The sequence below is a fragment of the Bradyrhizobium sp. USDA 326 genome (assembly GCF_049739485.1).
In the GTDB taxonomy this organism is placed as follows: domain Bacteria; phylum Pseudomonadota; class Alphaproteobacteria; order Rhizobiales; family Xanthobacteraceae; genus Bradyrhizobium.
This window is the reverse complement of the sequence record NZ_JBMGQA010000001.1, coordinates 1,267,533-1,282,008: the sequence shown is the minus strand read 5'-3', so window position 1 is coordinate 1,282,008 and position 14,476 is coordinate 1,267,533. Positions and strand designations below refer to the sequence as shown.

16 protein-coding genes are annotated in these 14,476 nt (G+C 66.1%); 14 read left to right on the top strand and 2 right to left on the bottom strand.

The window, feature by feature from the left end:
• Window positions 1-13: 13 nt before the first annotated feature.
• The 6 genes from ruvC to ABIG06_RS06125 all read left to right on the top strand — a co-directional run bounded on the left by ruvC (window position 14) and on the right by ABIG06_RS06125 (window position 4,336).
• The gene (gene ruvC / locus ABIG06_RS06150) at window positions 14-541 is read left to right on the top strand and encodes a crossover junction endodeoxyribonuclease RuvC (RefSeq protein ID WP_370135087.1); all 528 of its coding nucleotides are present in this window, start codon (window positions 14-16) and stop codon (window positions 539-541) included.
• Complete coding sequence (gene ruvA / locus ABIG06_RS06145) at window positions 538-1,155, top strand: Holliday junction branch migration protein RuvA (protein ID WP_370135085.1); 618 nt, start codon at window positions 538-540, stop codon at window positions 1,153-1,155. Before ruvC ends, ruvA begins: the two co-directional genes overlap by 4 nt.
• A 20-nt stretch (window positions 1,156-1,175) precedes the next feature.
• Window positions 1,176-2,207, top strand: coding sequence for a Holliday junction branch migration DNA helicase RuvB (gene ruvB, locus ABIG06_RS06140; RefSeq protein WP_370140799.1), 1,032 nt, complete (start codon window positions 1,176-1,178; stop codon window positions 2,205-2,207).
• 129 nt (window positions 2,208-2,336) lie between these two features.
• The gene (locus ABIG06_RS06135) at window positions 2,337-3,257 is read left to right on the top strand and encodes a metallophosphoesterase (RefSeq protein WP_370135083.1); all 921 of its coding nucleotides are present in this window, start codon (window positions 2,337-2,339) and stop codon (window positions 3,255-3,257) included.
• Window positions 3,258-3,324: 67 nt separating this feature from the next.
• Window positions 3,325-3,774, top strand: coding sequence for a tol-pal system-associated acyl-CoA thioesterase (gene ybgC, locus ABIG06_RS06130; RefSeq protein ID WP_370135081.1), 450 nt, complete (start codon window positions 3,325-3,327; stop codon window positions 3,772-3,774).
• Window positions 3,775-3,868: 94 nt separating this feature from the next.
• Window positions 3,869-4,336, top strand: coding sequence for a DUF1348 family protein (locus ABIG06_RS06125; RefSeq protein ID WP_124159160.1), 468 nt, complete (start codon window positions 3,869-3,871; stop codon window positions 4,334-4,336).
• A gap of 108 nt (window positions 4,337-4,444) precedes the next feature.
• Here the strand turns inward: ABIG06_RS06125 and ABIG06_RS06120 are convergent, their stop codons facing one another.
• Together ABIG06_RS06120 and ABIG06_RS06115 are read right to left on the bottom strand one after the other, a co-directional pair.
• Window positions 4,445-5,164 (bottom strand): type 1 glutamine amidotransferase, encoded by a 720-nt coding sequence (locus ABIG06_RS06120; RefSeq protein ID WP_370135078.1) that lies wholly within the window; start codon window positions 5,162-5,164, stop codon window positions 4,445-4,447.
• 27 nt (window positions 5,165-5,191) lie between these two features.
• A complete protein-coding gene (locus tag ABIG06_RS06115) occupies window positions 5,192-6,118 on the bottom strand; it encodes a LysR family transcriptional regulator (RefSeq protein ID WP_370135076.1) in 927 nt (308 codons plus the stop codon).
• A 151-nt stretch (window positions 6,119-6,269) separates the two neighbouring features.
• Here ABIG06_RS06115 and ABIG06_RS06110 point away from each other — a divergent pair, with 151 nt between their 5' ends.
• Genes ABIG06_RS06110 through ABIG06_RS06075 form a run of 8 tightly spaced genes read left to right on the top strand, consistent with a single transcriptional unit; the run spans window position 6,270 to window position 14,381 of the window.
• The gene (locus ABIG06_RS06110; RefSeq protein ID WP_424578090.1) at window positions 6,270-7,226 is read left to right on the top strand and encodes an N-carbamoyl-D-amino-acid hydrolase; all 957 of its coding nucleotides are present in this window, start codon (window positions 6,270-6,272) and stop codon (window positions 7,224-7,226) included.
• 55 nt (window positions 7,227-7,281) lie between these two features.
• Complete coding sequence (locus tag ABIG06_RS06105) at window positions 7,282-8,109, top strand: ABC transporter substrate-binding protein (RefSeq protein WP_370135072.1); 828 nt, start codon at window positions 7,282-7,284, stop codon at window positions 8,107-8,109.
• Entirely contained in the window at window positions 8,106-8,963 is an 858-nt protein-coding gene (locus tag ABIG06_RS06100; protein ID WP_424578089.1) for an amino acid ABC transporter permease, read from the top strand. The genes ABIG06_RS06105 and ABIG06_RS06100 overlap by 4 nt, the downstream gene beginning before the upstream one ends.
• On the top strand, window positions 8,960-9,724 hold the full coding sequence (locus ABIG06_RS06095; protein ID WP_370135069.1) for an amino acid ABC transporter ATP-binding protein: 765 nt from the start codon (window positions 8,960-8,962) through the stop codon (window positions 9,722-9,724). Before ABIG06_RS06100 ends, ABIG06_RS06095 begins: the two co-directional genes overlap by 4 nt.
• A gap of 17 nt (window positions 9,725-9,741) precedes the next feature.
• Window positions 9,742-10,557, top strand: a complete 816-nt coding sequence (locus ABIG06_RS06090; RefSeq protein ID WP_370135067.1) for an ABC transporter substrate-binding protein — start codon at window positions 9,742-9,744, stop codon at window positions 10,555-10,557.
• Entirely contained in the window at window positions 10,544-11,428 is an 885-nt protein-coding gene (locus ABIG06_RS06085) for a polysaccharide deacetylase family protein (RefSeq protein WP_370135066.1), read from the top strand. Before ABIG06_RS06090 ends, ABIG06_RS06085 begins: the two co-directional genes overlap by 14 nt.
• Window positions 11,428-13,011, top strand: a complete 1,584-nt coding sequence (locus ABIG06_RS06080) for an ABC transporter substrate-binding protein (protein WP_370135063.1) — start codon at window positions 11,428-11,430, stop codon at window positions 13,009-13,011. Before ABIG06_RS06085 ends, ABIG06_RS06080 begins: the two co-directional genes overlap by 1 nt.
• On the top strand, window positions 13,008-14,381 hold the full coding sequence (locus ABIG06_RS06075) for an amidohydrolase family protein (protein WP_370135061.1): 1,374 nt from the start codon (window positions 13,008-13,010) through the stop codon (window positions 14,379-14,381). The genes ABIG06_RS06080 and ABIG06_RS06075 overlap by 4 nt, the downstream gene beginning before the upstream one ends.
• Window positions 14,382-14,476 lie beyond the last annotated feature (95 nt).

The following is a 14,476-nucleotide window of genomic DNA, read 5'->3' as shown; positions in this document are numbered from 1 at the left end:
CTATCACTGGCCCATGACTGCGCTCCCGATTCGTGGCCCCGTCCGCATCATCGGCATCGACCCCGGCCTGCGCCGCACCGGCTGGGGTGTGCTCGAGGCCGAGGGCAATCGCCTGATCTACGTCGCCTGCGGCTCGGTGGAACCGCCGGACGACCTGCCGCTGTCGAGCCGCCTGCTCGCGATCCATGAGGGGCTCGCGGCCGTTCTCTCCAACCACCAGCCGATGGAAGCGGCGGTCGAGCAGACCTTCGTCAACAAGGACGGCGTTGCCACGTTGAAGCTCGGCCAGGCCCGCGGCGTCGCCATGCTGGCGCCCGCAATGTTCGGCATCTCTGTCGCCGAATACGCGCCGAACCAGGTCAAGAAGACGGTGGTCGGCGCCGGTCACGCCGACAAGCAACAGATCGCGATGATGCTGAAGATATTGCTGCCGAAAGCCGAGCCGCCGTCGGCGGATGCGGCCGACGCGCTCGCCATCGCCATCACCCACGCCCATCACCGCCAGAGTGCGGCGCTCCGGCTGAAGGTGGTGGGGATATGATCGGCAAGCTCAAGGGCCTGATCGATTCCTACGGCGAGGATTTCGTCATCCTCGATGTCGGCGGCGTCGGCTATCAGGTGCATTGCTCCTCGCGCACCTTGCAGCATCTGCCCACGCCGGGCGAAGCAGCCGTGCTGTCGATCGAGACCTATGTGCGCGAGGATCAGATCAAGCTGTTCGGCTTCCGCACCGACCAGGAGCGCGAATGGTTTCGCCTGCTCCAGACCGTGCAGGGCGTCGGTGCCAAGGTCGCGCTCGCCGTGCTCGGCACGCTCTCGACCGCCGACCTCGCCAATGCCATTGCGCTGCGCGACAAGTCCGCGGTGGCGCGCACCCCCGGCGTCGGCCCGAAGGTTGCCGAGCGCATCGTCACCGAATTGAAGGACAAGGCGCCGGCGTTCGCCAATGTCGATCCGGCCGTGGTGCATCTCGCCGGCGCCGTCGACGACCAGCGCGCGCCGCGCCCCGTGGCGGATGCGATCTCCGCGCTGGTCAATCTCGGCTACGGTCAGCCGCAGGCCGCCGCGGCCATCGCATCGGCCTCGCGTAGTGCGGGCGAGAATGCCGAGACCGCGCAGCTCATCCGTCTCGGCCTGAAGGAGCTCGCGAAGTGAGTGATCCCAAGGCCAGCCGCATGGTCTCGCCCGAGCGCCGCAGCGACGATGTCGGCGATACCGCGCTGCGTCCGCAATCGCTGTCGGACTTCGTCGGCCAGCAGCAGGCGCGCAAGAATCTCTCGATCTTCATCGAGGCGGCGCGCAAACGCGGCGAGGCGCTGGATCACGTGCTGTTCGTGGGACCGCCCGGCCTCGGCAAGACCACGCTGGCGCAGATCGTGGCGAAAGAGCTCGGCGTCGGCTTTCGCGCCACGTCGGGCCCGGTGATCGCCAAGGCCGGCGATCTCGCCGCGCTCCTCACCAATCTCGAAGAGCGCGACGTGCTCTTCATCGACGAGATCCATCGCCTGAGCCCCGCGGTAGAGGAGGTGCTTTATCCCGCGATGGAGGACTTTCAGCTCGACCTCATCATCGGCGAGGGCCCGGCGGCGCGCTCGGTGAAGATCGAGCTGTCGAAATTCACCCTCGTCGGCGCCACCACGCGCGCGGGCCTTCTGACCAATCCCTTGCGCGATCGCTTCGGCATTCCGGTGCGACTGAATTTCTACACGATCGAGGAATTGGAGAGCATCGTCAGCCGCGGTGCGCGCGTGCTCAATGTCGGCATGACCGCGGAAGGCGCCAACGAGATCGCGCGCCGCGCCCGTGGCACGCCGCGCATTGCCGGCCGCCTGCTCAGGCGCGTGCGCGATTTCGCTTCGGCTGCCGATGCCGACAAGATCGATCGCAAGATCGCCGACCACGCGCTGAGCGCGCTCGAGGTCGACGCCGCCGGGCTGGATGCCATGGACCGCCGCTACCTCACGACCATCGCGCTCAACTATGGCGGCGGCCCGGTCGGCGTCGAGACCATGGCCGCGGCCTTGTCCGAGCCGCGCGATGCGATCGAGGACATCATCGAGCCCTATCTGATCCAGTGCGGCTATCTGCAGCGCACGCCGCGCGGCCGGTTGCTCACCTCGCACGCCTTCCGCCATCTTGGCCTCGCCGAGCCCAATCGCGATCCGGCCCAGTTCGGCCTGTTCGGTTCGGATGACAGCGACGAGTGACCTGCTGAAACGTTCGCCGTTCCGGCTTTGATGAATTTCCCGTAATCTCGTGCAGACGATCTGCACGAACCCACCCCAATTCCGCTCCAATCAGACATCATCAAGACGCCGCATCACCATCGGGCTTCCATGATCACGCGCCGTCATCTCATCCGTTCCATCGGCGGCCTGTCCGCCCTTGGCGTCTCGACCGCCGCCTATGGCGTCGGCGTCGAGCCGATGCTGCGGCTCCGCGTCACCCGCTATCATCCGATGCCGCGGCAATGGCCGACGGATCTTCCGCTCAAGATCGCCGTCATCGCCGACCTCCACGCCTGCGATCCCTGGATGCCGCTGGATCGGGTCGAGGCCATCGTCGACCGCACCAACGCGCTGAACGCCGACCTCATCGTGCTGCTCGGCGACTATGTCGCCGGCTTGCATCAGGTCACGCGCCTCATTCCGTGCAGCGAATGGGCGCGCGTGCTGGCCGGCCTCAAGGCGCCGCTCGGGGTCCATGCCGTCATGGGCAACCACGATTATTGGGATGACGGCACGGTGCAGCGGGCCGGGCAGGGGGTGACCGTCGCGCACCGCGCGCTGGAAGCGGCCGGTATCCCCGTCTACGAGAACGACGTCGTGCGCCTCACCAAGGACGGCCGCCCGTTCTGGCTCGCCGGTCTCGGCGATCAATTGGCTTTTCTGCCGGCGCGCCGTTTCCGTAGCATGGTGCGTTTCGGTGCCAACGATCTCAATGCGACGCTCGCCAAGGTCACGGACGATGCGCCCATCATCCTGCTCGCGCATGAGCCCAACATCGCGCCGCGCGTGCCCGCGCGCGTCGCGCTGCAACTGTCCGGCCACACCCATGGCGGCCAGGTCCGCCTGCTCGGCTGGTCCCCCGCGGTGCCGCCGCAGCACGGCGTCCGCCTCGCCTATGGTCATGTCAGGCTGAAATGCGACGTGATCATCTCCGGTGGCCTCGGGTGCAGCATCATGCCGCTCCGCGTCGGCGTTCCGCCGGAGATCGTCGAGGTGACGCTGGGGCGGGCCGCGCCGGTTGTATCCTGACACGCTTGCGCGGACCGCGGTTTTTGCGCAAAACGGGCCGACAGCGACAAGCGAAGAGGCTCACGACGTGACTGCCCATCTGGACGGCGATATCCGCGACGGCCGCCACCACATGCAGGTCCGCGTCTATTACGAGGACACGGATTTCTCGGGGATCGTCTATCACGCCAATTATCTGCGCTACATGGAGCGCGGACGCACCAACCATCTCAGGCTGATGGGCGCGGAGCAGCAGGCGCTGTTCGAGCAGGTCGAGACGGAGGGCGCCGGCTTTGCCTTCGTCGTCCGCTCGATGCATCTGGATTTCCTCAAGCCCGCGCGGATGGACGACGTGCTCGACATCGTGACCTGGCCGATCGCGGTGAAGGGCGCCTCCATCATGCTGGCGCAGGAGGTGCGGCGCGGCAGCGATGTGCTGGTGAAGGCCGAAGTGCGCGTTGCCTTCATCAGCGGCGGTCGCGCCCAGCCGATTCCGAAGTCGATCCGCACGCTGATGAAAGCCGATCTGATTTCGTGATCGCCCGATAAGTGATCGCCTGATTTGTGATGGCCTATCGACACCGCCGGCTGCGGCGATACATTCACGGCCCCGATCAACCGATGAGGCCATCATGTCGCGCCCGCCGCTTCCACCCTTCACCCGCGAGACTGCTGCGCAAAAGGCCCGCATGGCCGAGGACGCCTGGAATTCACGCGATCCGGTGCGCGTGTCGCTCGCCTACACCGAGGACAGCCGCTGGCGCAATCGTTCCGAGGTGTTTCAGGGTCGCGAGGCCATCGTCGCGTTCCTCACCCGCAAATGGGAGAAGGAGTTGGACTACCGGCTGATCAAGGACCTCTGGGCGTTCGACGGCAACCACATCGCGGTGCGCTTCCAGTACGAATGGCGCGATGCCGGCGGCCAGTGGTATCGCTCCTACGGCAACGAGCAGTGGGAGTTCGACGAGCACGGCTTGATGAAGAGGCGCGAGGCCTCGATCAACGACATCGCGATTGCCGAGAAGGACCGCCGGTTTCACTGGCCGGCGCCCGGGCCGCGGCCGGCCGACGTGCCGGGGCTGGGCAGCGATCCGTTCTAACTCTCACCCCTCAAGGTCAGGAGCCGCGAAGCGGCGTCTCGAACCATGCAGGCCCAGCTGCTGCAGCGGGGGGCCTCGATCCTTCGAGACGCCCGCCTTGGCGGGCTCTCAGGAGGAGGGGATGGATTTGCGCACCAGGAATCTCGTAATCGCCCCGCCCAACTTCGCGTTGTCCAGCGGCTGTGCAAGGGACTGCCGCGCCGTGGCAACAATCACGTCCGGCGCCTTGCCGTCGCGCAGATCGCAACACACTTGCGCAAACGCCACGTCGAACTCCGGATGCGGCTGCACGGTCAGCGTTGCGCCGTTGGCATAGAGCAGGCCGGCATGCGGGGTAAAGTCCGAGGAGAGGATCGTCAGCGCGTCGTTTGGGGGCTCGATCACCTGATCCTGATGCGAGGCGGCGATCGCGACCGCGTCGCCGTCGATGACGCCATTCTCCGGCAGCACCTGATAGACGTGCCGGCCGATGCCCCAGCCCTTCTCCGACTTGCGCACGATGCCACCGAGCGCCTGCGCGATCAGCTGATGGCCGAAGCAGACGCCGGCCATCGGCGTCTTGTTGGTGTAAGCCTTGCGCACGAAATCTTCCAGCGGCGCCATCCAGTCCAGTTCGTCATAGACGCCGGCGGCCGCGCCGGTGATCAGGATGGCCTCCACCTTGCGCGGATCGGGAAGCGCATCGCCGTTGGGGATGCTGACGACCTCGACCGTCGCCGTCGGATCCTCGGTGCGGATCATCCGTTTGAACATGTCCGGAAACGAGCCGTGCTGCTCGCGATATTTTGGCGGGACCTGTCCGGTCTCGATGATGGTGATGCGTGCCATGTGCTCCCCAGATCAAGGTTGCGAAGCTCAGTCGCTTTCTGCCCCATATTGCTGGTGTGGCGCTGTGCGCTCGAGTAGAGCGCTTTCCTTGCGGACCTCGTTGAGAAAGGCCTTTGCCAGGCGCGACAGCGGCTCGGCTTCCGACCACAGCATATAGGCGACCGCCTGCGTCGTCGGCGTGAACGGACGGACGACGAGGCCGCTGCCGCCGTTCTGCCGCGGCGAGAACGGATCCACCACCGCAGCGCCGACGCCGGCGGCCGCGAGTACGCAGGCCGTGTTGCAGTAGCGCACCTCGACAGTCGGCCGGAACGGCGCACCGGCACGGGCAAAGCTGTCGCGCACGGCTTCGCCAAGCCGCGTGCCGCGCTCGAGCCCGATGAAGGGCAGGCCGGAAAGATCGGAAGCGGATATCACCGGCCTGTCAGCGAGCGGATGCTGCGGCGGCAGTACACACACCATCTCGCCGGTATGCACCACCTCATGCGCGATGCCGGGATGATGCGTCAGCCCGAGCGCGAAGCCGAGCTCGGCGACGCGGCTGAGCACGCCTTCGATGATGCCCTCGTAGCGGCGCACGTCGAAGAACACGCGCGTCTCCGGGCGACGGCGCAGGAAGCCTGACAGCGCGGAAGGGATGATGCTGTAGGCGAGCGGCGGGGTCGCCACGATGGCGAGATGCCCGGAGCGGTTCTCGCGCAGGTCGCGCACGCGGTTCTCGAGCTTGGCGTGCAATGCGAAGATCGCCTCACTCTCTTTGTAGAGCGCCATTGCCTCGGCGGTCGGAAACAGCCGGTTGTTGACGCGCTCGAACAGCGCGAAACCCGTCTGCGCCTCCATCGTCTTCAGCGCGTTGCTCACCGCGGGCTGCGACAGCGCCAGCTCGTCCGCCGCCGCGACCGTGGTGCGGTGGCGGATGACGGCGCGCAGGATCTCGAGCTGACGCAGGTTCATATCACTGCCGATTATACTCAGGGCCAAAACATCATAGCAACGCGAATTGATTTTGCAGCCCCGCTCGCCCGTAATGGCAGCGGATTTGCGCGTCGCATCAAAGGGTTCATTCGCCCATTGAGGCAGCACTGCGCACAGATTGGAGGCAAACTTGGTTCGTGTTCTTCGCGCCGCCGCCGCTCAGATGGGGCCGACGCAAAAAGCCGATACGCGCGAGCATACGCTGTCGCGGATGCTCGACCTGCTGGAGGAGGCGGCCGGCCGCGGCGCGAGCCTCGTGGTGTTTCCCGAGCTTGCCTTCACCACCTTCTTCCCGCGCTGGTTGCTCGAAGGCGAGGCCCTCGACCAATATTTCGAGCGCGGCATGCCGAACCCGGCGGTGGCGAAGCTGTTCGATCGAGCGCGTGCGCTGCGTGTCGGCTTCTATGTCGGCTATGCCGAGCTGACGCCGGAGGGCCGGCGCTACAATTGCTCTGTCCTGGTCGATCGCGAAGGGGAGATTTTCGGCCGCTACCGCAAGGTGCACCTTCCGGGCTCGGTCGAGCCGCGTCCGGGCGCGCGCTACCAGCAGCTCGAGAAGCGCTATTTCGAATATGGCGACCTCGGCTTTCCCGCCTTCCGCGCCGGCTCGTCCTGGGCCCACGCCATCATGGGCATGATGATCTGCAACGATCGCCGCTGGCCGGAATCCTGGCGCGTGCTCGGCCTGCAAGGCGTCGAGCTCGTCTGCATCGGCTACAATTCGGCGGCCTACGATCCCAATGGCGGCACGACGGAAGATGGCGCCTTGCGCACCTTCCACTCGACGCTGGTGACGCAGGCCAATGCCTACATGAACGCGACATGGGCGATCTCGGTGGCGAAGGCGGGCGAGGAGGACGGCTCCGGGCTGATCGGCGGCTCCTGCATCGTCGATCCCAATGGCCGCATCGTCGCTCAGGCCGAGACGCTGGCCGACGAGGTGATCGTCGCCGACATCGATCTCGATCTCTGCCGCCAGGGCAAGGACAAGATGTTCAATTTCGCCGCCCACCGGCGGCCCGAACAGTACAGGGTGATCACCGAACGCGCCGGCGTCATCGAGCCGGCCGTTCTCGACGCGGACTGACAAAATGGCACGCCGTTAGCAATAGGACCCGCCAACCGTTGGCAAAGGAGCTGACATGACACGCCTCTCGCATTTCCTTGTGCTTGCAGCGCTGGCTACCGCGACGTCGGCGCAGGCAGCCGAGCTTTCGGCGGAGATCAAGCAGGCGGGCGCGCTGAAGCTCACCGTCAACTCCACCTACGCGCCGATGGAATATCGCGATCCCGCGACCAACGAGTTGGTCGGGCTCGACATCGATCTTGCCAACGAGCTCGCCAGGCGGCTCGGTGGGCTGAAGATCGTCTGGAGCGAGACGCCGTTCGCCGAGCTGATTCCTTCGCTCCAGACCAAGCGCGCCGACTTCATCATCTCCGGCATCTCCGATCGCGCCTCGCGGCGCGAGACTGCCGATTTCGTCGACTACCTCGCAACCGGCCCGCAGTTCTTCGTGATGGCTGACAACGCGGCCAAGGCCGCGACCGATCTCTGCGGCAAGAAGGTCGGCACCACCCGCAGCACCAGCTTCCCGGTCGAGATCGAGAAGTGGAGCAAGCAGAATTGCGAACCGGCCGGCAAGCCGGCGATCCAGTATGTTCCGGGCGAGAACTCGATCGATGTCCGCAACCAGCTCAAGCAGGGCCGCATCGACGCCGCCGTGCAGGGCAGCGAGACGCTGCCTTACGCGCAAACACAGGAGCCCGGGAAATACCGCGTGGTCGGCGAGCCCTTCGCCAAGGGCTACCAGGGCATCATGTTCCGCAAGGACGATGCGGCCCTGCGCGAGGTCGTGACGGAGAAGCTCGCGGCGATGATCACCGACGGCGCCTACAAGGCCGTTCTCGACAAATGGGGCTTAGGTGCCAACGCGGTCGCCCAGCCCATGCTGAACGCGGCGCCGCAATGAAGCCGGCACCGGCACTCGCCGACGGATTTCCCGACCTGTCGGGAATGCAGATCGCGCGCGAGCCGCACTGGTTCCGCTGGCTGAGCGCGGCCCTGATCGTCCTCGTGCTGGCGGCGATCGCACGCGCGTTCGCCGGCGGCCAGATCGAATGGTCCTATGTCGGCCGCTTCCTGACCGCAAAGGTCATCCTCGAAGGTATCGTCAACACCATGGTGATGGCGGTGCTGGCGATGGCGCTCGGCATCGTGCTCGGCATCGTCGTCGCCATCATGCGGCTGTCGCCCAATCCGGTGCTGAAGTCGGTGGCCGCCGGCTACACCTGGCTGTTTCGCGGCACCCCGCTGATCCTGCAACTGCTGCTATGGTTCAACCTCGCGCTGGTGTTTCCGACCATCGGCATTCCCGGCCTGTGGTCCGCGCGCGCCGTCGACGTCATGACGCCGTTCCTCGCCGCGCTGCTCGGGCTCGGCATCAACCAGGGCGCCTACACCTCCGAAGTGATGCGCGCCGGCATGCTGTCAGTCGACATCGGACAATATGAAGCGGCGCAGGCGATCGGCATGGGGCGGCTGCGCGCGTTGCGCCGGATCGTGCTGCCGCAGGCGATGCGCGTGGTGATCCCGCCGCTCGGCAACGAGTTCATCGGCATGGTGAAGGCGACCTCGCTCGCCAGCGTCATCCAATATCCGGAACTGCTGCACAACGCCGAGAACATCTACTACGCCAACTCCCGCGTCATCGAGCTCCTGATTGTCGCCGGGCTCTGGTACCTGCTCGTGGTCTCAATCCTGACCCCGCTTCAGATGCTGCTCGAACGTCGCTTTGCACGCGGCATATTGCGGTTGGCGCGATGACAAGACCCCTCGTTGCGATCCGGTCCGTCGGCAAGAACTTTGGCGAGTTCCAGGCTCTCAAAAGCGTCTCGCTCGACGTCTGGCCCGGCGAGGTGATGTGCCTGATCGGCGCCTCCGGCTCCGGCAAGACCACGCTGCTCCGCTGCATCAATCAGCTTGCCACGACCGATGCGGGCGGCATCTGGCTCGATGGCGAACTGCTCGGAGTGCGCGAGCAGGGCGGCAAGCTCCGTCGCTTGAGCGAGGGCGAGATCGCGCGGCAGCGGCTGAAGACCGGCATGGTGTTCCAGCGCTTCAACCTGTTCCCGCACAAGACTGCGCTGGAGAACATCACCGAGGGCCCGACCCAGGTTCAGGGGCGTAAGGCCGACGAGGTGCGCGCGGAGGCGATCGAGCTGCTCCGTCGCGTTGGGCTTGCGGCCAAGGCGGACTGGTATCCCGCGCAGCTCTCCGGCGGGCAACAGCAGCGCGTCGCGATCGCGCGGGCGCTCGCGATGAAGCCGATGCTGATGCTGTTCGACGAGCCCACCAGCGCGCTCGATCCCGAGCTCGTCGGTGAGGTGCTCGCGGTGATGAAGCAGTTGGCGAAGAGCGGCATGACCATGATGGTGGTGACGCACGAGCTCGGCTTCGCGCGCGAGGTCGCCGACCGCGTCGTCTACATGGACCAGGGCGCGATCGTCGAGCAGGGGCAGGCATCGGACGTTCTGGGCGCGCCGCGCGAGGAGCGCACCAGGGCATTTCTTTCGGCTGTGATCTGAAAATTGGGGGCGTAGTGATGAGGAGACTTTTGGTTGCGGCGGCATTGCTGGGGGCCATGAGCGTGTCCGCGATGGCGATCGAGCTGCCGGCGGAGATCGTCAAGCGTGGCAGCCTCAAGGTGGCGCTGGTGCCGAACTATCCGCCCATGGAATTCCGCGATCCCGCCACCAACGCGCTCTCCGGCTTCGATATCGATCTGGGCGAGGCCATCGGCCGCAAGCTCGGTCTCAAGATCGAATGGCAGGAGACGAGCTTTGCCGAGTTCATGCCGTCGATCTCGACCGGGCGGGTAGATGCCATCTTGTCCGGCTTCAGCGACTATGCGAGCCGGCACGAGGTCGCGTCCTTCGTCGATTACTTGCGGAGCGGTCCGCAGTTCTTCGTGCAAGCGTCGCGCAAGACCGAGTTCAAGGATGCGGTGGCGCTCTGCGGCAAGAAAGTCGGCGCCAGCCGCCGCACCATGTTCCCGGCGCAGATCGTGGCGTGGAGCGAGAAGAACTGCGGCAGCAATCCGATCCAGGTCGTCGGCACCGACGGCTCGGCGGACGCGCGCACCCAGCTGAGGCAAGGCCGCATCGATGCCGCCGCCCAGGGCAACGAGACGCTGCCCTACATCATGGACCTCGAGCCCAACACCTATGCGACCGTGGGCGAGCCCATCGCACAGCAGTTCACCGGCATTGCTCTGCCGGTGAAGGAGAAGGCATTGCAGCAGGCAATGCTGGAGGCGGTCGACGCGCTGATCGCGGATGGCACCTACAAGACGCTGCTGGCGAAGTGGAAATTGAGCGACAACGCAATCGAGAAGGCGACCATCAATGCTGGACAGTAAGGCACTCCAGAGCATTCCGCTCGTTCCGGCCAACACCGCGGATCCCGCGCCGGAATATCCCTGGCCGAAGCCGTACACATCCGCGATGTTCCTGTCGTTCGACGTCGATGCCGAGAGCGCCTGGACCAGCAAGGACGCAGGTCATGCGCAGCGGCTCATCACCATGAGTTATGGTGGCTATGAGGCGCGCGTCGGCACGCCGAAGCTGCTGGAGTTGCTCGACCAACTCGATCTCAAGGCGACGTTCTTCGTCACGGGGTGGTCGGTCGACGCGCATCCGGCGATGGCGGAGTCCATCCTCAAGGCCGGTCACGAGATCGGCCATCACGGCTATCATCATCTACTGCCGGATCCCGGCGATCCCTGGATCGAGGAGGAGCTGGAGCGCGGCTTCGAGGCGCTGAAGCGCCGGCTCGGCGTCAAGCCGACCGGCTACCGCGCGCCCTACGGCGAGTTCACGGAAGAGCTGCGCGTCGCGCTGGTGCGCCACGGAATCGTCTACACCTCCTCGTTCCGCGACGACGTCAGGCCCTATCGCCATCGCCTCGCCGACGGCAAGCCCGGCACGATCGAGCTGCCGGTGACCGCAAGCTATGACGACTGGATGCACGGCCTGTCCGCCCGCTTCAGCCCGCGCTCGATCTTCCCGAAAGAGCATGTGCTCTCGATGTGGAAGGACGAGTTCGACGAAGTCCGCGATTGGGGCGCGATGGTGACGACCGTGCTGCATCCGCAATGCAGCGGCCGTCCGATGCGGCTGCGGCTGCTGCGCGAGTTTCTGACCTACGCAAAGTCGTGCCCGGATGTCTGGATCACCACCGGCGAGAACATCGCGGAAAACTTCCTGCGCCACGAAGCCGGTAACCGCTAATGCCCATCTCCCGCCGTTCGCTCCTCAAGGCAGCCGCTACAGTGCCGGCGCTCGCGCTGCCGGGCATCGTCCGCGCTGAATCGCAATCCACGTTGCGCTTCATCCCCGTGATCGACCTCGCCTTCGTCGATCCCATTTATTCGACCGCGCAGGTGTCGCGAAACCACGGCTTCATGGTCTACGACACGCTCTATGGCATGAGCTCTTCGCTGCAGGTCTCGCCGCAGATGCTGTCCGGCCAGGTCATCTCAGGCGACCAGCTGCAGTGGGACCTCTCGCTGCGTGACGGCCTGTTCTGGCACGACGGCGAGCGCGTGCTGGCCCGCGACTGCGTCGCCAGCATCCGCCGCTGGGCGGCGCGCGACGGTTTTGGTGGCGAGCTGATGGAGGCGACGGCCGAGCTGTCGGCTGCTGACGACCGCACCATCCGCTTTCGTCTCAAGCGCCCGTTCCCGCTGCTGCCGCAGGCGCTCGGCAAGGCCGCGATCAATGCCTGTTTCATGATGCCGGAGCGGCTGGCGAGCCAGGACCCGTTCAAGCCGCTGACCGAGGTCATCGGCAGCGGCCCGTTCCGCTATCTCGCCGACGAGCGCGTGCAGGGCGCCCGCAACGCCTATGCCAAATTCGAGCGCTATCAGCCGCGCACCGACGGCAAGCCGGACTGGACCGCCGGGCCTAAGATCGTGCACTACGACCGCGTGGTCTGGACCACGACGCCCGATGCCGGCACCGGCGTCGCCGCGCTGCAGACCGGCGAGCAGGATTGGCAGGAGACCACGCCGCATGACCTGTTGCCCGTCATCAAGGCCGCCGGAGACATCGAGACGCGCATCCTCGATCCCAGAGGCTATGCCTGCATGCTGCGCCTCAATCATCTGCAGCCGCCGTTCGACAATCCCGCGATCCGCCGCGCGCTGCTGGGGGCGATCGACCAGTCCGCCTTCATGACCGCGGTTGCCGGCGTCGATCCCGCCTTTCAGGTTTCACCGATCGGCTATTTCGCCCCAGGCACCCCGATGGCGAGCGAGGTCGGTCTCGACGTCTTCCGCGGCCCGCGCAACTACGACAAGGTCAAGGCCGACCTCAAGGCCGCCGGCTATAACGGCGAGAAGATCGTGGTGCTCGTCCCCGCCAACTCGCTGGCGCAGAAGCCGCTGGGCGAGATCGCGGTCGACTCGTTGCGCAAGGCCGGCATGAACGTCGAATATGCCGGGCTCGATTTCGCCGTCGTGTTGCAGCGCCAGCTGAAGAAGGACCCGATCGGGCAGGGCGGCTGGAGCGCGGCGGTCGGCAACTGGCAGGGCATCGACTGGCTCAACCCGGCCGGCAACACCAACATCCGCGGCGAAGGCAAGGTCGCCGGCTGGTATGCGAGCACGAAGATGGGCGAGCTGCGCAGCCAATGGCTGGCGGCCTCCGAGCTCGCCGAGCAGCAGCGCATCTGCCGCGAGATCCAGGCGGTGGCGTTCGAGGAAATCCCCTATGTTCCGATCGGCCTCTACAAGCAGCCGACCGCCTATCGCAAGGCCATCACCGGCATTCTCGACGGCACCGCTGTGTTCTGGAACGTACGCCCCGCATGAGCACCACCGCAATCTTTGGCAGCTATGTGCTGTCACGCAAGGACGGCGCGCAGCACGTGCTGCGCGACCATTGGGTTCTGGTCGAGGGCCGGAAGATCGCCGCGGTTACGCATGACAAGCCGCAGGCGGATCAGGTCTACGACCGTCCCGGCCGCTTCGTGCTGCCGGGCCTCTTGAACCTGCACAATCACTGCTTCTCCGAAGCGGTGGCGCGCAGCCACACGGAAGATGGCAATGGTCGCCGCAACAACCAGAGCATCGTCTATACGGTGCTCTTGCCGCTCACCAAGCGCGGCGCCGACCTGTTATCGGCGGAAGAGCGCATGGCGGTGGCGCGGCTCGGCATCCTCCAACTCCTGAAGGGCGGCGCCACCACGGTGATGGAGCCGTTCCGCAATTCGATTCCGGAAATGTTCGACGCGGCGGAGGAGATGGGCATCCGGTTCTACGGCGCGCCCTATCTGTTCTCCACATCCGACGCCAAAGCAGGCCCGGACGGCGTGGTGCACTATTCGGGTGATGACAGCGCCGCCCACATGGCGACCTGGGATGCGCTCTATCAGCGTTGGAACGATCGCGGCGACGGCCGCATCAGCCTTGCCATGAGCCCGCATGCCACGGACACCTGCGGCCCCGATCTCCTGCAGGCCTGCGCGGTGCGGGCGCGCGAGCTCGGCGTGCCCATCACGACGCACATGGCGCAGAGCCGCGCCGAGGTCGAGACCATCGGTCGACGCTTTGGCGGCCGCACGCCGGCGCAATATCTGGACTGGCTCGGCCTGCTGGCGCCCGACCTCATGGCGGCACATTGCATGTTCAGCAGCGACGACGACCTCAAGCTGATGGCCGCGCGTGGCATGACCGTGCTGAACTGCCCGCGCGTCTTCGCGCGCGCCGGCATCACCGCGGCGTTCAGCCGCTTCGCCGAGCACGGCGTGCGCACCGTGGTCGGCACCGACGGCTACAACATGGACCTGCTCGGCGAGCTCAATGCGGCGTCGCTGATCTCAAAGGTCACCTCGGCGCGTCCCGACGTCGCGAACTCGCCGGAGCTGATCGAAGCGAACACGGCTGTCGCCGCCGATGTCATCAAGCGTCCGGATCTCGGCCGCATCGAGCCGGGCGCCACCGCCGATCTCACCGTTGTCGATCTCACTCACCCCCATCTTCGGCCGCTGTTCGACCCGCGCCGCGCATTGATCGCGCTCGCCAACCGCGCCAATATCGATCAGGTCATGGTCGACGGCCGCGTGCTGATCGACGCTGGCCGCTATCTCGGCGCCGATGAGGCGGCGATCACGGCGGCGGGCAGCGCCGCGATCGGCAAGATCTGGGATCTGCCGGAGGCGCAGGCTGCGTTCAACGGTTGAGCGCGGCTGGCGCTACGACGACGGTGCGCTCCCTCTCCCGCTTGCGGGAGAGGGTAGGGGAGAGGGCTCTCTCCTCGTAGGGATACCCCCCGTGT